General features: G+C 73.2%; 13 protein-coding genes and 1 tRNA gene. 6 read left to right on the top strand and 8 right to left on the bottom strand.

Going from position 1 to position 18,863, the window contains the following annotated elements:
- Positions 1-105 precede the first annotated feature (105 nt).
- Positions 106-2,556: a hypothetical protein gene (locus ACWGKU_RS22085; RefSeq protein ID WP_401053855.1), complete on the top strand. Its 2,451-nt coding sequence runs from the start codon at positions 106-108 to the stop codon at positions 2,554-2,556.
- A 191-nt stretch (positions 2,557-2,747) separates the two neighbouring features.
- Here ACWGKU_RS22085 and ACWGKU_RS22080 read toward each other — a convergent pair whose 3' ends face one another.
- A complete protein-coding gene (locus ACWGKU_RS22080; protein WP_452179606.1) occupies positions 2,748-4,286 on the bottom strand; it encodes a glycosyltransferase family 39 protein in 1,539 nt (512 codons plus the stop codon).
- A gap of 177 nt (positions 4,287-4,463) precedes the next feature.
- On the opposite strand from ACWGKU_RS22080, the gene ACWGKU_RS22075 reads away from it, so the two are divergent.
- Together ACWGKU_RS22075 and ACWGKU_RS22070 are read left to right on the top strand one after the other, a co-directional pair.
- Positions 4,464-4,536: transfer RNA gene (locus ACWGKU_RS22075), tRNA-Arg, on the top strand.
- Positions 4,537-4,827: 291 nt separating this feature from the next.
- On the top strand, positions 4,828-7,296 hold the full coding sequence (locus ACWGKU_RS22070; protein WP_452179605.1) for an FtsX-like permease family protein: 2,469 nt from the start codon (positions 4,828-4,830) through the stop codon (positions 7,294-7,296).
- 80 nt (positions 7,297-7,376) lie between these two features.
- On the opposite strand, the gene ACWGKU_RS22065 is transcribed toward ACWGKU_RS22070, so the two are convergent.
- Positions 7,377-8,258, bottom strand: a complete 882-nt coding sequence (locus tag ACWGKU_RS22065) for a carbon-nitrogen hydrolase family protein (protein ID WP_401050919.1) — start codon at positions 8,256-8,258, stop codon at positions 7,377-7,379.
- Between the two features lie 101 nt (positions 8,259-8,359).
- Positions 8,360-9,208 carry a phosphatase PAP2 family protein gene (locus ACWGKU_RS22060; RefSeq protein ID WP_401050918.1) on the bottom strand — a complete coding sequence of 283 codons (849 nt, stop codon included), beginning with the start codon at positions 9,206-9,208 and terminating at the stop codon, positions 8,360-8,362.
- Between the two features lie 424 nt (positions 9,209-9,632).
- Between ACWGKU_RS22060 and ACWGKU_RS22055 the strand changes: the two genes are divergently transcribed.
- Together ACWGKU_RS22055 and ACWGKU_RS22050 are read left to right on the top strand one after the other, a co-directional pair.
- Positions 9,633-10,604 (top strand): sigma-70 family RNA polymerase sigma factor, encoded by a 972-nt coding sequence (locus ACWGKU_RS22055; protein ID WP_359899812.1) that lies wholly within the window; start codon positions 9,633-9,635, stop codon positions 10,602-10,604.
- A 177-nt stretch (positions 10,605-10,781) separates the two neighbouring features.
- Positions 10,782-11,003, top strand: coding sequence for a hypothetical protein (locus ACWGKU_RS22050; RefSeq protein ID WP_359899810.1), 222 nt, complete (start codon positions 10,782-10,784; stop codon positions 11,001-11,003).
- A gap of 35 nt (positions 11,004-11,038) precedes the next feature.
- Here ACWGKU_RS22050 and mscL read toward each other — a convergent pair whose 3' ends face one another.
- The 5 genes from mscL to ACWGKU_RS22025 all read right to left on the bottom strand — a co-directional run bounded on the left by mscL (position 11,039) and on the right by ACWGKU_RS22025 (position 15,798).
- Positions 11,039-11,458, bottom strand: coding sequence for a large conductance mechanosensitive channel protein MscL (gene mscL, locus ACWGKU_RS22045; protein ID WP_452179604.1), 420 nt, complete (start codon positions 11,456-11,458; stop codon positions 11,039-11,041).
- A 30-nt stretch (positions 11,459-11,488) separates the two neighbouring features.
- Entirely contained in the window at positions 11,489-11,773 is a 285-nt protein-coding gene (locus ACWGKU_RS22040) for a hypothetical protein (protein WP_452179603.1), read from the bottom strand.
- Positions 11,774-12,111: 338 nt separating this feature from the next.
- Positions 12,112-12,429, bottom strand: coding sequence for an FmdB family zinc ribbon protein (locus tag ACWGKU_RS22035; protein WP_359899804.1), 318 nt, complete (start codon positions 12,427-12,429; stop codon positions 12,112-12,114).
- Between the two features lie 126 nt (positions 12,430-12,555).
- Complete coding sequence (locus ACWGKU_RS22030) at positions 12,556-13,929, bottom strand: MFS transporter (protein WP_452180967.1); 1,374 nt, start codon at positions 13,927-13,929, stop codon at positions 12,556-12,558.
- A gap of 384 nt (positions 13,930-14,313) precedes the next feature.
- Positions 14,314-15,798, bottom strand: coding sequence for a potassium/proton antiporter (locus ACWGKU_RS22025; RefSeq protein WP_401051715.1), 1,485 nt, complete (start codon positions 15,796-15,798; stop codon positions 14,314-14,316).
- Between the two features lie 239 nt (positions 15,799-16,037).
- Between ACWGKU_RS22025 and ACWGKU_RS22020 the strand changes: the two genes are divergently transcribed.
- A complete protein-coding gene (locus ACWGKU_RS22020; protein ID WP_452180966.1) occupies positions 16,038-18,758 on the top strand; it encodes a penicillin acylase family protein in 2,721 nt (906 codons plus the stop codon).
- Positions 18,759-18,863: the final 105 nt, after the last annotated feature.

Here is an 18,863-nt window from a genome sequence, read left to right as displayed (position 1 = left end):
AACGGTCGCCGGTGGCGGAGACTGTACAGGTACACGGGGCGGGGCGTCGGCTTCCCGAAATCGGGTTCGCCGGTGCCCCGCCGGGCGTTGAGGAGGCTGGGATACGTGGGCGAGTCCCCCGACAGGGTGCTGAGGGACGGCGACGAGCGGCAGCGCGACCGCGAGCGCGAACGGACCGGTACGGCGGCCGACGCCGCCGGGCCGGCCGAGGGCGGCTCCGGTACGGCTGCTGACGGGCCGTCGGCAACGGCCGCCGCCGAGGCGACCGCCGAGACCTCCTCCGACACCTCCTCGGACAGCCCCGCGGAGGCCTCCGGTGAGGCGGCCCCGAAGGCGCCCGTCGACGCTCCGGAGGCGGCGCCCAAGGGCGGTTCGACCGTACAGCTCCGCGTCCGGGATGTGGACAGCCGGACGACGATGCTGCGGCTGCCGGTGGACAACAGCACCACCGCGCTGCGGCTGCCCGATGAGCTGGTGAAGGCTGCCGGCAAGGGGAGTTCCGAAGGTGGGGAGGGGGAGAAGGCGACTTCGCCGGAAACCGCGGAGGAGGCCGAGCCCGCCGGGCGTCCGGTCGCCGCCGACCCGCGTCTCGCCATGCGGACGGGTGCCACGGCGGCCGGGAAGGCCGGGCGGAAGGCGGCCGAGCCGTCCGGGGAGACCGGCTCCGAGGGCGGTTCCGAGGGCGGCCCGGGGTCCTCGGCCGCACCGGCCGGGACGGCGGACGAGGCGGAGAAGGCGGCCGACGAAGCAGCCGACGAAGCGGCCGACAACGCCGACAACGCTTGTAACACGGACAACGCCCGTAAGGCCGACGGCACCGACGAGGCCGACGGCGCGGAGCGGACCGGGAAGGCCGAGCAGACCGGCCCGGCCGAGCAGACCGGGAAGGCCGGGGACGCCGGAACCGAGGACGACCCGGAGGACACCGGGGACGCCGAGGACGCCGACGCCGACGCCGAGGACGCTCCCGCCATCGGCTCCGTGACCCTCGCGCTGACCAGGACCGGGCAGCCCGGTCAGCGGCCGGACCGGGCCGAGAAGCCGGAGAAGCCCGCGCCGCCGCGCGCCTCCGCCGCGGGCACCGCCGCCCCGGCCGGCACCGTGCCGGAGCCGAAGCCCGAGCCGCGTCCGGAGCCCGGGCCCGTTCCCGAGCCGGAGCCGACCCCCGGCCCGACGCCGCTGCCGAAGCCGGCCCCCGTGCCCGCGCCCGTGCCGGCCCCGAAGCCGCTGCCCGAGCCCGAGCCGCTGCCCGCACCGGAGCCGCTGCCGTCGCCGGAGAACACCGCCGAGGCGATGGAGGTCCTGGCCTCCCTCAACGCCCGCCCGGTCTCACCGCTGCGGCGCGCTCTCAAGCGGGTGACCATCTGGACGGTCTTCCTCGCCGTGGTGCTCGGCGCGCTCGCGGTGGCCCAGCTGCTGCGCCCGCTGCCGGACCCCAGGCTGAGGTCGACCGCCGCCGGCAGCTACAGCTTCTCCGGTGACGCGCTCGACCTGGCCTGGCCGGCCAAGGGCCAGTCCGCCGCCGAGGTGGTCGGCGTCGGCAGCCTCGGCAGTTCGGGTCCGGAGACGCCGGCCTCGATCGCCAGCGTCACCAAGGTGATGAACGCCTACCTGATCCTGCAGAAGTTCCCCCTGAAGAAGGGGGAGGCCGGCCCGAAGATCACCGTCGACAAGCAGGCCGCGCAGGAGTCCGGCAACGTCGACGAGTCCAAGGTGACGCTCGTCGAGGGCCAGGTGCTCACCGAGTACCAGGCCCTGGAGCTGCTGATGCTGCCCTCGGCCAACAACGTGGCCCGGCTGCTCGCCCGCTACCACTCCGGCTCCGAGGCCGAGTTCGTCAAGCTGATGAACGACACCGCGACCAAGCTGGGCATGACCAACAGCATCTACGCCGACCCGGCGGGCTACAACCCGGACACCAAGTCCACCGCCAAGGACCAGCTGAAGCTGGCCGAGCAGGTCATGCAGGACGAGATCTTCCGGCAGATCGTCTCCACCCCGGAGACCAACTTCAACAACGCGAAGGTCCCCAACACCAACAACCTGATCAACCCGAAGACCGGCGTCATCGGCGTCAAGACGGGTTCCAGCACCCCGGCCGGCGGCTGCCTGATGTGGGCCGCCTACAAGGAGGTCGGCGGCGTGAGGCGGCTGATCCTCGGTGTCACGCTGGGCCAGCAGGCCACCTCGCCCAACCCGGGCGACGGCATCCTGCCGACCGTGCTGAAGGTCAGCGGCAAGCAGATCCAGGCCGCGCAGAACGGCGTGACCGGCCAGACCGTGGTGAAGAAGGGCGACGTCGTCGGCTCGGTGGAGGACGGGCTCGGCGGCAAGGTCGCGGTCGTCGCGACCAAGGACCTGGTGGTGGCGGGCTTCCCCGGCATCACCGGCACGGTCACCCTGGACACCTCGAAGATCGACCACAGGGAGACGGCCGGCAAGGAGGTCGGCGTGCTGCGGGTGGGCGCGGGCGACGACAAGGCGGAGGTCCCGGTGGCCCTCCAGTCCGACCTGAACCCGCCGTCCATCCAGTCCCGGCTGCTGCGCACGCTCTGAGCCGTCGAGCCGTCGAGCCGTCGAGCCGTCGAGCCGTCGAGCCGTCGAGCCGTCGAGCCGTCGAGCCGTCGAGCCGCTGGGCCGTCGAGCCGCTGGGCCGTCGAGCCGCTGAGCCGCTGAGCCGCTGAGGCATCGAAAGAAGAAGGGGAGCCGGTCCGCACCGGCTCCCCTTCCTCCTTCTCCGCCGGAGGCTAGGCGTCCCGGTCGAGCAGCGCGAGCGTGAGACCGCCGAGCGGCGTCACCCGGTCCGGGTCGCCGTACTGGGCGCGGAGCACCTGCGCCTGGTCCGCGGGCATCGCGCCCAGCGGGTCCTGGGTGTCGCCGAGGACCAGCAACCAGATCCGGGACACCCCGCCCAGGCAGTCCGCCGGCTGCGGGCAGGGCATCGGCGAGAGCTCCCCGGCGTCGTCGGCGCTCTGCGCGACGAAGACCGGATAGGGGCGCACGTCCGAGGGCAGGTAGTAGTCGACGCCGGGCCAGGCCAGCGCCCAGGACTGGTCGCCCAGCGGGGCCGCCATCCCGTCCCCGGAGCGGTAGCCGGCCGAGATCTCCCGGGCCGCCGCCTTGAACGGCTCCTCCGAGCCGTTGTGCGAGCCCACGTACCGCACCTCGGGCTGCTGCGGCAGCGACGCCACGGCCGGTGCCGCGAGCAGCCCGACCGTCAGCAGCCCGGCCGCCGAGACGACCCCCCGGGGGGCCCGGCCGCGTCGCCGGGCCAGGGCCGCCACCGCGCCGTACAGCGCCCCGGCGCCGCCGCCGGCCAGCACCGCCCAGGCGGGCACCGTGAACAGCAGGTACCGCCCGAGGAAGTACGAGGTGTCGGTCAGGCGGGACACCAGCCAGACGCCCACCACCGGCAGTTCCGCGAGCAGCAGCGCCTGCCAGGCCCGGATCCGCCGGCCGGGCAGCGCCAGTGCCAGCAGCGCCAGCGGGACGAAGGCGTAGAACACGACGTCCGAGCCGAACAGGCGCTCCCCGAAGTAGGCGAGGCCGCGCAGGGAGGGGGTCGGTATCCAGCCCAGCTGCCGGTCCGACTGCCGGCTGCCCAGCAGCACCACCGGCAGCACCGGCAGCGCCGCCACGGCGACCGCTAGCGGGTAGTGCCACAGCAGCCGCCGGTCCGTCTCCGGGCGGGTGCGCCACAGGTGCAGCGCCAGGAGCGCCACCTGCCCGGCGACCGTGCTGAAGGACACCAGGTGCCCGGCGCCGGCCAGCGCCATGGCCACGCAGTACGGCGCCCAGCGCCGCCAGGTCGGCCGCTCCAGCGCCCGCAGCAGGAAGTACGAGGCCGCCGCGATCGCGCAGGTCACCAGCGCGTAGGAGCGCGCCTCCTGGGCGTAGCGGGAGATCTCCGAGGGGACGGTGAACAGCAGCCCGGCCCCGACCGCCGCCACCCTGCCGCCGAACAGCCGCTCGGCGGTGAGCGCCACGAACGCCGCCGCCCCGGCCATCGCCAGCACGGAGGGTATTCGCAGCGAGACCGTCGAGTCGCCGAACACCGCCGTCCAGCCGTGCATCAACAGGTAGTACGCGCCGTTGCTGGCGTCGACGTGCTGGAGCAGCCGCAGAAGGTCCCCCAGGGAGCGGGTGGCCACCGTCCAGGTCGCCATCTCGTCCCGCCACAGGTCCGGCGTCCCCAGCCGGTACCCGCCCACCGCCAGCATGACCACCGAGGGCCACACCCACACCTGCCCCAACAGCCGGCCCACCGGGTGCACAGCAGGTTTCATCAGGTCCTTCGTCTCCTTAGCGAGGCGTTCCGGGGCGGATCCCACCCTGCCCGGCAGGCTACTTGAACCGCCCTGACACCCCGTCGGCCGCCCGCACCCCGCCCGCACCCCCTCCGTCACCCCGTGCCCCACCCCTGATCCGGTACGCTGTGAGCGGCCTGGTAGCACCCGGGCCGCGCCTCAGTAGCTCAGGGGATAGAGCACGGCTCTCCTAAAGCCGGTGTCGCAGGTTCGAATCCTGCCTGGGGCACAACGAACACGCAGGTCACAGGCCCTCCGCCCACTCCGGGCGGGGGGCCTGCGGCGTTCCCGGGCCCGGCGCCGCCCGCCGTCGACCGCCGGGTGCGACCGGCGGCGGGCGGACCGGTCGGCGTCAGGGGCGGCGTACCTCTCCGGGAGGAGACGGCGGGGGCCGCCGTGCGCCCGCGGGTTGATCATGAAACAGACCTCGTGCCGACGGGGCGCGGCCGCCGCGCTCCTAGGCTCGTAGAGACCCCTGCCGGAGCACCGTTCCCGGTCAGGGCGGACGAGCCGGGGAACCATGACGACCTACCGATACACCGTGGCCGAGCTGCGCGGCCAGCTGCGCCAACTGCTCCTGAGCGGCGCCGCGATCGCCCTGGGGGTGGCCTTCCTGATCGCCTCCGTCAGCGGCAGCGGGGCGCTGGTGGACTCCTACAGCCAGACCGCGGCCGCCGAGGTCGGCCCCGGAGACATCCAGGTGACCAGGAAGGCCGCGGCCGGCGGGCTGGACGCGGCCGCCGCCGAGCAGGTGCGGCAGACCCCCGGGGTGGCCGCGGTGGCCCCGCGGCTGACCGGCAGGAGCGCCGTGCTGGCCGCCGACGGGCGGCCGCTCGACCGGACCGCCGCGGTCAGCGCCGTCGCCGAGGACCCGGCGCTGCGATGGCAGCTGCTCAAGGACGGCCGCTGGCCCGCCGGCCCCGGCGAGGTGCTGCTCGACACCGGGACCGCGCACCGGCTGGACTCCGCCGTGGGCGCCGAGGTCCACCTGACCCGGGCCGACGGCACCGCCGCCACCGCCCGGCTGGTCGGCACCCTGGACGAGCGGGGCGCCCCGAGCCTCGCCGGAGCCCCGATCATCGGCGTCCCGGCGAGCGCGGTCGCCGGCTACGCGACCGGCGTCACCACCGACCGACTCGACGTCAGGGCCACCCCCGGCGCCTCCCGGACCGGGACCGTCGACGCCCTGCGCGCCGCCCTCGGCGCCGACGCCCAGGTGCACACCCGCGCGGCCTCGGTCACCGAGGCGACCCGGCAGAGCAACACCCTGTACGGCGTGGTGCTGGTCGCCGCGCTCTCCTTCGTCCTGATCGCGCTCGCGGTGGCGCGGATGGTGGTCGGCAACACCTTCACGGTGGTGCTCGCCCAGCGGACCCGCCAGCTCGCCCTGCTGCGCTGCGTGGGCGCCGACCGGCAGCAGCTGCGCCGGCTGATCCGCCGCCAGGGACTGCTGCTCGGGGCGGGCGCCTCGGCGGCGGGCGTGCTGCTGGGGGTCGCCCTCGGCGCGCTCGGCACGGCCGTGGTCGGCGGGCTCGACCTCGGACCGGTGCACCTGTCGCTGATGCCCTCCCCGCTGACCTGCCTGCTGGCCGGACTGTTCGGCGTGCTGCTGACCCTGCTGGCCGTACGCGGCCCGGCGAAGGCCGCCGCAGCCGTGCCGCCGATCGCCGCCCTCGGCGGCACCCCCGCGCCGGCCGTCGGGGCGGCCAGGGCGCGGGCCGCGGTGTGGACCTCCGGGCTGCTGCTCGCGGGCACGGCGCTGCTGGTGGCCGGGGCGCTGACCCCGCCGCCGCTGTCGCTGCTCGCCGTCACCGTCGGTGCCATCGCCAACTTCTTCGGGGTGCTGCGGCTGTCCCACCGGGTGCTGCCCGCGGTCGTCGCCGTACTGGGCCGCCCCGCCCGCAGGCTCGGCGGGACGGCCGGCCGGCTCGCCACCCAGCAACTGCGGCTCAACCCCGGCCGCACCGGGGCCACCGGCTCGGCGCTGCTGCTCGGCGTGACCGTGATGGTCGGCGCGGTCACCGCGCTCGACATCACCTCGCAGTCGCTGGTGCCCGTGATGTCCGCGCGCCAGCCCGGCGTCTTCTCGGCGGCCGCCACCGGCGGCGGCGCCCTGCCCACCGGGGCACTCGGTGCCCTCGGCGCCGACCACGGGCTGACCGTCACCCCGGTCCGCTCGGCCACCGTCGACCTCGACGGCCGGCCCACCGTGGTCGCCGCCGTCGATCCCACCCGGCTCAACTCCTCGACGGACGACGTGGACCGGGCCCGCGCACTCACCGAGGGCACCGCACTGAGCGGACTCGGCGAGACCGGGGTGCGGCGGGCCGGCGGCGTCGAGCTGAGGCTCCAACCCGGCCGCAGCAGCCTGCCGTTCACCCTGCAGAGCGGCGCCACCCTGCTGGTGACGCCCACCACCCTGGACCGCCTCGCCCCCGGCGCGCCCGTCACCACGGCCTGGATCTCCCCGGCCGCCGGCGACGACCGGCCGACCGCCCGCCGGGCCCTGGACCGCGCCCTCGCCGACCACCCGCAGGTGACCGTCGCCGACACGGCCGCCCAGGCGGACACCCTGCGCTCGCTGCTGGACCGGCTGAAGACCGTCAGCATGGCCCTGCTGTCCTTCTCCGTCGCCATCGCCGGCCTGGGCGTCGCGGCCACCCTGATGCTCAGCATCAGCGAACGCTCCCGCGAGATCGGCATGCTGCGCGCGATCGGGATGTCGCGCGAGCAACTGCGCCGGATGCTCACCCTGGAGGCGCTGCTGCTCTCCCTGGCCGGCGCGCTGGTCGGCACCGGCCTGGGCGTCGCCTACGGCTGGGCGGCCGCCCGCTCGATCACCTCGACGCTGGGAACGGTCGGCACCCCGCCGGTCCTGCCGGTGCTGGCCGCCCTGACCCTGACCGTCCTGGTCGGCCTGGCCGCCGCGGTGCTGCCGGCCCGCCGGGTCGGACGGATGACCGCGGTGGCGGCGATGCGCGCCTCCTGACCGGGCCGGCCAGCCGGTGCACCGGAGCCGACCGCGCCCCGTGCCCTGACGCTCCCGGCGGGTGTGGCCGCCGAGGTGGGTCAGGCCAGGGTGAAGCGGGCTCGGGGGGCCTGCGGGCGGGCGGTGGCGAGGGCGAGGTCGGCGAGGAGGGACTCGGTTTCGCGGGTGCGGCGCAGGACGTCCGGGTCGAGGTCGACGACGACGAGTTCGCGCCGGTCCTCGCTCGCTTCGGCGATCAGCCGGCCGTCCGGGCCCCAGACCGCGCTGCCGCCGCAGGTGTGCCAGCCGCCGGTGCGGCCGATGTGGTTGGCGAGCACTGTGTAGAGGGTGTTGTCGAGCGCGCGGGCCGGGAACCAGGTGCGGGACTCGTGGTGGCCGTGTCCCATGCTGAACAGCGCGCCGACCAGGTAGGCGTGGCAGCCGTCGAGCGCGGCGGCCCGGGCGTGCTCGGGGAAGCCGGAGTCGTAGCAGACGCCGAGCCCGAGCCGCCAGCCGTCCAGCTCCAGGGTGCAGCCGGCCGTCCCGGGGCGGTAGTGCTCGCGTTCGGTCATGAACAGGTGCTGCTTGTCGTAGCGGGTGACGAACTCGCCGTCCGGGCCCAGGACGAGGGCGGAGACGCGCAGGTCGGCGCCGTCCCGTACGGCGGCGCCGACGATGGCGGCGGTGCCGGTCTCGCGGCAGGCCTCGGCGATCGGCGTGAGGCGCGGATCGCCGGGCTGGACGGCGTACTTGACGGGGTCGGCGCTGATCAGCTCGGGCTCGTACCCGGAGAGGACCTTCTCCGCGAACAGCACCAGCCGGGCGCCGGCCCGGGCGGCCTCGCGGATCAGTTCGGCGGCCTGGGCGACGTTGGCGGGTATGTCACCGGCCACGGCCTGGGCCTGGACGGTGGCGATCCGCAGCGGGCGCTCGGGGTAACCGGCGGGCGCGGCGGGGGAGATGGGGGCGGTGGTGTCGGGCATGGCCGTCACGCTAGCGTGGTGGCCGGTGGTGGCCGGTGGTGGCCGGTGGTGGCCGGTGGTGGCCGGTGGTGGCCGGGAGCGGGCCGTGGGGTGACGAGGCCTCAGCGGACGGTCTCGTCGGCCCGGCCGGACGGGTCGCCCGGGACCTCCTCCGGCGGGCCGTGCGGCCCGTCCTCGTCCAGCGGGGCGGCCGTGCGCGAGGAGCGCCCGCCCGACACGACGACCCGCTGGACCCGGTCCCTGGTGCGCCAGTTGACCCGCCGTACATCCCGGGCCAGGGCGCCGGGGCGCCAGACCTGGATCACGGCGGTCACGGTGCCCAGCACGATGCCGGCGGCCAGCCAGCCGGCCAGGACGTCGCTGGGCCAGTGCACCCCGAGCGCGATCCGGGTCCAGCCGATGGTCAGCACCGTGGCCGCCGCCACCAGGCAGGCGGCGGTGCGGCCGCGCCGGCGGACCCGGTACCAGAGCAGGCCGACCAGGACGGCGCAGGTGATCGCCGAGGCCATGGCGTGTCCGGAGGGGAAGGCCGGGCCGTCGGCGTGCGAGACCGGATCGGTGAAGGAGGGGCGGCTGCGGCCGAAGGCCAGCTTCAGCGCCCACTGGGCGCCCCAGCCGACCAGGGCCTGGGCGGCCACCCAGCCGGCCAGCACCCGTGCGCCGATCAACCAGAGCCACCCGGCGGCGATTCCGAGCAGCGTCCGCATCGTGACGGTGCCGCCGATGTCCGAGAGCGTCTGCACGGAGGCGGTCCACACCCGGTGTTCCCGGGCGTAGGTGTGCAGTTCGCCGATCCACTCCTGGTCGAAGCGGACCAGCGGGTGCCACTGGCCGGTCACCGGAGCGGCCAGCAGGCCGAACAGCGCGGCACAGCCCAGTGCGAGCGCGGTGTCCCGAAGGAGACTGCGGTTGCGCGCAGTGAGGCGGTTCGTGCTGTTGGTCAGGTGCATGACTGACACCTTCCCAGTGTCCCGTGCCGGGCAAGAGCCGGAGTGATAGCGATTCGGCATCGTTTGTGAGGAGGACCTGCGTGTGCCGGGGTGCGTGCGGCGGCGGAAAGCGGGGAACGCGGGGAACGCCGGCGGCCGTTCGCGGGTTCAACGGGTGGGCGGCGGCAGCGTGTGGGTCGAGTGAAGACATCGCTCCCGGAGCGGCCGGCCGATGGCACGGGACGCGCCCGACCGATCACTCAGCGTTCGAGGCCGGGGTGAAAACCGGCAGGATACTGCATCGCCGGGAAGAATCTGAGTGACTTGGGAATGTTGTCCGGATTCTGTTCGTTGGATCGTTACGTGTGTGCCTCCAGGGGCCCGCACTTCTTGCCCTCACGAGGCAGGCAGGCAGACCTCGGCAATACCAGCAAAGGGAGCAAGCATGGCCACCCGTGCCGTCGTTCGCGACAGGGCCGACCGGAGTCGCGCGGCCCGCCCGACCAACCTTGAGGCCGACCGCGACCTGGTCGGCATGTACCTCGACGAGATCGCCAGGACACCCCTGCTCGATGCCGCCGAGGAGGTCGAGCTCTCGCTGCGGATCGAGGCCGGCGTGTACGCCCAGCACCTGATGGACGAGGGCGGACTCCCCGACGGCGTCACGCGCGAGGAGCTGGAGACGATAGCCGCCGACGCCGAGCGCGCCAAGGACGTCTTCATCCGGTCCAACCTCCGGCTCGTGGTCGCCGTCGCCCGTCGCTACCCGCGCAGCGGCCTGCCGCTGCTGGACCTCATCCAGGAGGGCAACGCGGGCCTGGTGCGCGCCGTCGAGAAGTTCGACTACGCCAAGGGCTTCAAGTTCTCCACGTACGCGACGTGGTGGATTCGGCAGGCGATCACCCGGTCCATCGCCGACCAGTCCCGCACCATTCGGCTGCCCGTGCACCTGGTGGAGGAGCTCGGGCGGATCCGGCGGGTGCAGCGGGAGAAGTCCAAGGAGCTGGGCCGTGAGGCGGAGCCGGCCGAGATCGCGGCCGAGCTGGACACCACCGAGGCCCGGATCAAGGACGTGCTGGACTGGGCGCGCGACCCGGTCAGCCTCAACATGTCGGTCGACGACGAGGGCGAGACCCAGTTCGGTGACCTCGTCGAGGACACCGGGGCCACGTCCCCCGAGGACGCCGTGATGGTCATGCTCCGCCGCGAGGAACTGGACGACCTGATCGGGCGGTTGGACGACCGCACCGCCTCGATCATCCGCTCCCGCTACGGGATGGAGGACGGCCGCGAGCGCACCCTCACCGAGGTGGGCAAGCAGCACGGCCTCACCCGCGAGCGGATCCGCCAGATCGAGAAGCACGCGCTGGCCGAGCTGAAGAAGATCGCCGACCACGCGGGCTTCGAAGCCGCCTGACAGGCGAGCCGACAGGCCACCCGACAGTTCCGCCTGGCAGGTTGCCCGACGGACCGGTCGGGCCCATGGGCCGAGCCCTCATCCGGGCCCTGGCGCGGAGCGTTCCGCACCGGGGCCCGAGGCGTGCCGCGGGGCTCTTAGGCTGGAGGGGAGGGACGAGTGGACGGAGTGGACGGCGTGAGCGAGCAGGGGCAGGAAAAGGGCCAGGAGCAGGACCGGGCGCAGGAGCCCCGGGAGGCTGCGGCCGCCAAGGCCCGGCTGGTCTTCCGGGACCCGTTGGACCAGCAGTCCAGTGACGACACCGATGCGGGCTGGGGTGCCCGCCCCGGGGCGGGGGAGGGTGGTGGACGGGGGCTGGACTGGTACCTGAGCCAGCGCCCGCCACACCACGGGGGCTGAGGAACGGGGACCGGGCGCCGACCGGCACCCGTCGGTCAGCGCAGCGGCGCGACCAGCGCGTCGCGGATCTCGGTCAGCAGGGTGACCTCCTTGGCTTCGAGGTCCGCCGCCTTCTCGGCGAGGGTCTTGCGGTGGGCCGCCAGCTTGTTCATGGGCACGATCAGAACGAAGTAGACGACCGCCGCGGTGATCAGGAACTGGATTGCGGCGCTGATCACCGATCCCCACAGGATGAGGATTCCGGACGTGACCTCGCCGGTCGGGCTCGCCTCGCAGGGCCCCTTGAGGCAGGAACTGTAGGACGCGAGGTCTTTTGTCCCGAAGACGCCGACGAGTGGATTGATCACGCCCTTGACGAAGGCGTTGACGATGTTGGTGAAGGCCGCGCCGATGACCACGGCCACGGCGAGGTCGATGACATTTCCACGCAGCAGGAATTCCTTGAAGCCCTTCATGCCGCCTCGAACGACGAAGTCGCCCCCCGGTTACGGGTGATCTTCCGTAGTCCCGGATTGACAACCCGTCCGGCCCAGCGCGCCCCCCTGGGGAGGCGGCAGACCGGCCCGCGCGGGCCCCAGCGCCAGCGCCGCCGCCACCGCGAGCAGCACCAGGACGGGCACCCCGGCCCGCCGTCGCACCGCACTGCGCCAGCGGTGCCACCCGCCGCACCCGCGCCGGATCGGCGGGAAGCCCGGCAGCTCCTGCCGGGGCGGCACGGCGGGCGCGGGCAGCGGGAGGGGCAGGGGCAGGGAGAAGTTCGCGGTCGTCATCGACGCACCTCCGGAGTGTCGGCGGCCCGGCCCCTCGCGGACCGGATGCCCACACGATGAGCGTTTCCGGCGAACTCGGACAGCATTTTCCCCAGTCCTGTGGATAACCGGGCCCTGTGGACAACTTCGTTCACCCGCACGAGGTGCTCCGGCCCGTCCGGGGTGACGGAAAAGCCCATGGGGCCGCAGCGGGGGAAGAAGGGGGAGGGGGAAGAGGGGAGGTCGACGGCTGGAGTCGGCGGAAACGCGGAGAGGCCCGCCGTCCCCGCGTGGAAGCGGGGCCGACGGGCCTCTCCGAGGTCTGCGGGCCGTCCCGGGCCGATGGCCCGGCGCCGAGGTCAGCTCGCGGCGGGAGCCGGGCTGGACGACGACGAGGAGCCGGAGCTCGACGACGAGGACGAAGCCGAGGAGGACGTGGACGTGGCGGACGACGTCGAGGGGGTCGACGACGACCCGGCGCCCACCGTGCTGCTGGAGGACGAGCGGCTGTCGGTCCGGTAGAAGCCGGAGCCCTTGAACACGACGCCCACGGCCGAGAAGACCTTGCGGAGTCGTCCCTGGCAGTCGGGGCACGTGGTCAGCGCCTCGTCGGTGAACTTCTGCACCGCCTCCAGGCCGTTGCCGCACTCGGTGCACTGGTACTGGTACGTGGGCACTTGTCTTCCTCCTGGCACTCTCGCCTGATGAGTGCTAACGATGGTCAATGATGCGGCATTCCGCGGGATCAGTCCAGCGACTCCGGTGTGAGATGGGCCGGGCCCGGCCGCCGGACCGCCTCCCGCTCAGCCCTTGGCCGCGCCCACCAGCCGCCCGGCACCGCCGTGCTCCGCCGGGACGTCGCCCGAACCCCGGGCCGGAGAGGTGCCCGCGACGGCCGCCCCGGGTCCCGGTGCCACCAGCAGGTGCCGCAGCGAGAGCAGCACGATCAGCCCCAGTCCGGCCCCGGCCACCGGCACCAGGAACCCGGTCGAGGGCCCGTGCCCGTCGATCAGCCGGCCCGCCGCCATCGAGCCGACGGCCAGCCCCAGCCCGATGGCGCCGGTCAGCCAGGTGAAGGCCTCCGTCTTGGCCCCGTCCGCGACCAGCGTCTCGACCAGGGTGTAGCCGCTGATCAGGGTCGGTGCGATGGCCAGCCCGCAGACCAGCCCGGCGACGGTCAGCGCGACCAGGTTGGGCATCGCCCACAGCACCGAGCAGCCCAGGACCAGCAGCGTGTAGCTGATCAGCATCCGCTGCTGCACCGGCCGCCGCCAGGCGATCACGCCGTACAGCACGCCGGCCAGCATCGAGCCGCCGGCGAAGATCCCGTACACGGTGCCGCCGGCGTCGTGCTGCCCGACCGAGTCGGCGAAGGCGTTCACCGATACCTGCATGCCGCCGAACACCGCGCCGACCCCGAGGAAGGTCCCGGCCAGCAGGCGGACGCCGGGGGAGGCGAGCGCCGAGGCGCGCTTGGTGCCGGGCTGCGGCACGATCCGGGCCGGGGCGGTGCGCCGCTGGGCGGCGAAGGCCAGGCCGCCGACGAGGGTCAGCGCGGCCTCGGCGACCAGGGCGGTGGCCGGGTTGGCGAGGGCGGCGATGCCGGAGGCCAGGATCGGGCCGATCACGAAGGTGAACTCGTCCGTCACGGACTCGAAGGCGAAGGCGGTGCTCACCCGGGCCGCGGAGGCGTCGGAGGCGCCGTCCGCGGTGAACGTGGCCACCCAGCGGGCCCGGACCATCGCGCCGACCTGCGGAACGCTCGCACCGGCCGGGACGGCGGCCAGGAACAGGCTCCAGGCGGGCGCGTGACCGAGCGCGAGCGCGATCAGCGCGCCGACCGCGGCCGCGTGCACCAGGACGGTCGGGACGAGCACCGCGGCCTGGCCGTAGCGGTCCGCGAGCCGCCCGGTCTGCGGCCCGACCAGGGCCTGGGCGACGGCGGCGACGGCGGTGACCGTACCGGCGGTGCCGTACGAGCCGTGGGTCCGGGTGACGAGCAGCAGGATGCCCATGCTGAGCATCGCGTACGGCAGCCGCGCGACCAGGGCGGGGGACAGGAACGTCCAGGCCCCGGGCGTGCGCAGCAGCTCGCCGTACCCGACGCGGGCGGGGGCCGGAGCTGCGGGGGTGGCCGCGTGGTCCGCGGCGGTGTCGACCGTTCGGCGCGCCGTCACGGTCGGTCCTTCCTGCTGCCTGGTAGCGCGGCAGGGCATGGTGTGGCCCCGACGGCGCCGAGAGTCGTCCTCTCGCGCGTCGACCGGGGTAGATACCGGGCCGGTCCGGCGTGGTGGCCGGGAGCCGGACCGCGGCCGCCGAGCGGTCGCGCCAACTCTGCGTCAGGCAGAAATTGGGGGTGGTCTAGCGATGGTTATACGGATGATCGAACCATCGTATCAGTTACGCGCGTAGATACCCTCGGCCGACCCCGGCCCAGGCGGCCCGCCCCAGCCGTGACGGGCCGGAGGGGCCGGGGCGGGCCGAGGAGTGCAGGGCGGGCCGGGTGAGCCGGAGCAGCCGGTTCGAGCAGTGAAGGGGCCGAGCCGAGCCGGCCCCCGCGCTCACCGCCCGTTCAGCCACCCCGCGAGCTTGCCGCCCTTGTCCACGGCCCGCAGCCGCCGCTCCGCCGCCTCGCCGACCTCGTCCGTGGTGACCACCAGCAGTTCGTCCCCGCCGCGCAGCACCGTCGCCTTGTCCGGCACGAAGGAGTTCCCCTCCCGCACGACCAGGGTGACCGCGGCCCCCTTGGGCAGCCGCAGCTCGCTGATCTCCACGCCCGACATCTTCGAGGCGGGGGAGAGTGCGACCGACAGCAGGTGCCCGTGGAGCTTCTCCAGCGGGGCGGACTCGATGCCCAGGTCCTGGCCCATGTCGCCCTCGTCGATCCGCAGCCGCTTGGCCACCCACGGCAGGGTCGGCCCCTGGAGGAGGGTGAAGACCACGACGAGGATGAAGACGATGTTGAAGACGTCCTCGGCCCGGTGCGCGCCGGACACCACCGGGATGGTGGCCAGCACGATGGGCACCGCCCCGCGCAGCCCGGCCCAGCTCAGCAGTGCCTGCTCGCGGGCCGGCACCTTGAACGGGGTGAGCGAGACCATCACCGACAGCGGCCGTGCCAGGAACACCAGCACTCCGCCGATCACCAGCGCGGGCACCACCGCGTCGCCCATGGTCTCGGGCGTGACGAGCAGCCCGAGCAGCACGAACATGCCGATCTGCCCGATCCACGCCAGTCCGTCGGCGAAGCCCCGGACGGCCGGGCCGTGCGGCAGCTTGGAGTTCCCGAGTATCACCGCGCTGATGTAGACGGCGAGGAAGCCGGAGCCGTGCAGCAGCGCGCCGCCGGCGTACGCGAGCACGGTGAGCGCCATCACGGCGATCGGGTAGAGGCCCGAGGAGGGCAGTGCGACGTGCTTGAGCCCGTAGGAGCCTATCTTTCCGACGGCGAGGCCCACCGCGGCGCCGATCGCCAGCTCGGCGGCGATCGTGCCGATCAGGACGTACCAGGTGTCCAGTTCCCCGGTGGTGGCGAAGGCGACGACCAGGATGACCACGGGCGCGTCGTTGAAGCCGGACTCGGCCTCCAGCAGGCCGGTGAGCCGGTGCGGCAGCGGGACCATCCGCAGGACGGAGAAGACGGCGGCCGCGTCGGTCGAGGAGACGATGGCGCCCAGCAGCAGTGAGGTGCGCCAGTCCAGGCCGACCAGCCAGTGCGCGCCGGCGGCGGTGGCGAAGACGCTGATGCCGACGCCGACGGTGGCGAGCACGGTCGCGGCCGGCATGACCGGCTTGATCTCCCGCCAGCTGGTCTTGAGGCCGCCTTCGGCGAGGATCACCACGAGTGCCGCGTAGCCGAGCACCTGGGTGAGCTCGGCGTTGTTGAACGTGACGCCGATCCCGTTCTGTCCCAGCGCCACGCCGATCCCGAGATAGATCAGCAGGCTGGGCAGCCCTGATCGGGTGGAGAGGCGGACGGCGCCCACCGCGAACAGCAGGATCACGGAGGACTCAAGCAGGAGCTGGTTCAGATGGGAGACGTTCACGCAGGGGCACCTCGGGCAGGCATGGGCGGGCGGGGTGTCTGGTGGTGCTGTGGGGTGACCCGTTAAGAAGTCGTCAATGCTCCTCTTGCGGATCGTTACGCAGTCTAACATTTTGCCATATCTTTAGCTTGGTCCCCCGTTCACGGTGCCCGGCCGACTCGGCCTAATGTGGTGCCCTGTCACGGCCGCAGGCCCTGGACACGCCCGCCCGCCCCGAAGTCAGGACCGCAAGGACCCAGATGCCCCGCTCGAAGAAGTTCCGGCGCGCCCGTCTGATCGTGATCGTGCTGGTCGTGCTGCTGGTGGCCGGCACCGGCTACGGCGGCTACCGCGGGGTCTCCGCGGTCCGCGCCTCCTTCCCGGAGGTCGACGGCAGCGTCAAGGTGCCGGGCCTGAGCGCGCCCGTCGACGTCAAGCGGGACGCCAACGGCATCCCGCAGCTGTACGCCGACACCGACGAGGACCTTTTCCGTGCCCAGGGCTACGTCCAGGCGCAGGACCGTTTCTGGGAGATGGACGTCCGCCGGCACATCACCGCCGGCCGGCTCTCCGAGATGTTCGGCGACGGCCAGGTCGACACCGACGCGTTCATCCGCACCATGGGCTGGCGGCAGGTGGCGCAGAAGGAGTTCGACACCAAGCTGTCGCCGGAGACCAAGAAGCACCTCCAGGCCTACTCGGACGGCGTGAACGCCTGGCTCGCCGAGCACCCCGGCGGCGCGAAGGCCTCGCTGGAGTACGGCCTGCTCGGCGTGGTCAACGGCGGCTACCGGCCCGAGCAGTGGTCCCCGGTCGACTCGGTGGCCTGGCTCAAGGCGATGGCCTGGAACCTCTCCGGGAACCTCCAGGAGGAGATCGACCGCTCGCTGCTGGCCCAGGACTTCGGCCCCGACAAGATCGCCGAGCTGTACCCGGACTATCCGTACGCCCGCAACGGCACCATCGTGAAGACCGGCGCCGTGACCGGCGACAACTACCGTCCCGCCGACGGCTCCCCGCAGTCCGGGACGGCCGCCGGAACGGCCGCCACCGCCCAGGGCGCGGCGGCCACCAAGGCGATGCTGCAGGGCCTGACCGACCGGGTCGACTCGATGCCGCAGCTGCTCGGCCGCCCCGGCCAGGGCATCGGCTCCAACTCCTGGGTGGTCGCCGGTTCGCACACCACCACCGGCAAGCCGCTGCTGGCCAACGACCCGCACCTCGGCCCCGGCCTGCCCTCGGTCTGGTACCAGATGGGCCTGCACTGCCGGACCGCTTCCCCGGCCTGCCAGTTCGACGTCTCCGGCTTCACCTTCGCGGGCATGCCCGGCGTGATCATCGGACACAACAAGGACATCGCCTGGGGCTTCACCAACCTCGGCGCCGACGTCACCGACCTCTACCTGGAGAAGGTCACCGGCCCGGAGACCTACCAGGTGGACGGCAAGGACGTGAAGTTCGACCTCCGCAAGGAGACCATCAAGGTCGCCGGCGGGGAGGACCGCACCATCACCGTCCGCACCACCCAGACCGGCGCCCCGCTGATCTCCGACCAGAGCAGCGAGCAGCAGAACGTCGGCAAGTACGCCCCCAACGGCCAGTCCGCCCCGGACCGCGGCACCAGCGGCTACGGCGTCGCCCTGCAGTGGACGGCGCTCAGCCCCGGCAAGACCATGGACGCCGTCTTCGAGCTGGACAAGGCGAAGAACTGGGACGAGTTCCGCGCCGCCGCCAAGGACTTCACCGTCCCCGCGCAGAACCTGATCTACGCCGACGCCAAGAACATCGGCTACCAGGCCCCGGGCAGTATCCCGGTCCGCGGCAAGGGCGACGGCACCCTCCCCTCGCCGGGCTGGGACTCCGCGTACCAGTGGAAGGACCCGATCCCCTTCACCGCGCTGCCCTGGAGCCTCAACCCCTCGGCCGGCTACATCGTCACCGCCAACCAGGCCGTGGTGGACCCGAGCTACAAGTACAACCTGACCAGGGACTGGGAGTACGGCACCCGCGCCAAGGAGATCACCGACCAGATCGAGGGCCTGCTCAAGAACAACGGCAAGATCTCGCCGGACGACATGCAGACCCTCCAGCTGGACAACACCAGCGTGATGGCCAAGACGCTCGTCCCGCTGCTGCTCAAGCAGCCGATCAGCGACCCGTACGTGCGCGAGGCCCAGGACCTGCTGAAGGACTGGAACTTCCACCAGGACGCCGACTCGGCCGCCGCCGCCTACTACAACGGCGTCTGGCGCCAGCTGCTGATCCTGGCCTTCGGCCAGAAGTTCCCGGCCGACCTGCGGGCCAAGGACAACTGCCTGCTGGTCCGCCAGCAGGACGACCCGACCAAGCCGGACAGCTCCACCAAGATCGTCACCGAGTGCGGCACCCGCGAGCCGGGCAAGGCCCAGCCGGACGGTGGCGACCGCTGGACCGAGGTGGTCCGCCAGCAGCTGGAGAAGCCCGACAGCTCGTGGTGGACGTACATCGACGATCAGCACAAGGAGCAGAAGGGCCTGAACAACCTGCTCCAGGAGGCGATGAAGAACGCCCGCCAGGAGCTGACCTCGCTGCTCAGCAAGGACGTCTCCACCTGGAGCTGGGGCCGCCTGCACAAGCTGGAGCTGCGCGAGCAGACCCTCGGCACCGACAACTCCTCGATCGCCTCCGGCGCGGTGCACAAGCTGCTCAACCGCGGCCCGTACCGGCTCTCCGGCGGCTCGGCGGCGGTCGACGCGGCCGGCTGGAACGCGGCGGCCGGCTACCAGGTGGACTGGATCCCGTCGATGCGCATGGTGGTCGACCTGAACGACCTCGACTCCTCGCGCTGGATCAACGTCGGTGGCGCCTCCGGCCACGCCTTCCACGACAACTACAACGACCAGACCGACCTCTGGCTCAAGGGCAAGCTGCTGACCTGGTCCTACTCGCCGGACGCGGTCGAGAAGGCCACCAAGCACAAGCTGGTGCTCACCACCGGCTGACGCCCGGACGGCCCGGCCACCGGCGGCCCCGCTCCCCCCGAGGGGGCGGGGGCCCCCCCGGTGACCCCCCACCCGGCGCCCCCCCCAGGGCCGCACCGCCCCGGC

The sequence above is a fragment of the Kitasatospora sp. NPDC054768 genome (assembly GCF_053612025.1).
This window is presented reverse-complemented; position numbering and strand designations above follow the sequence as displayed.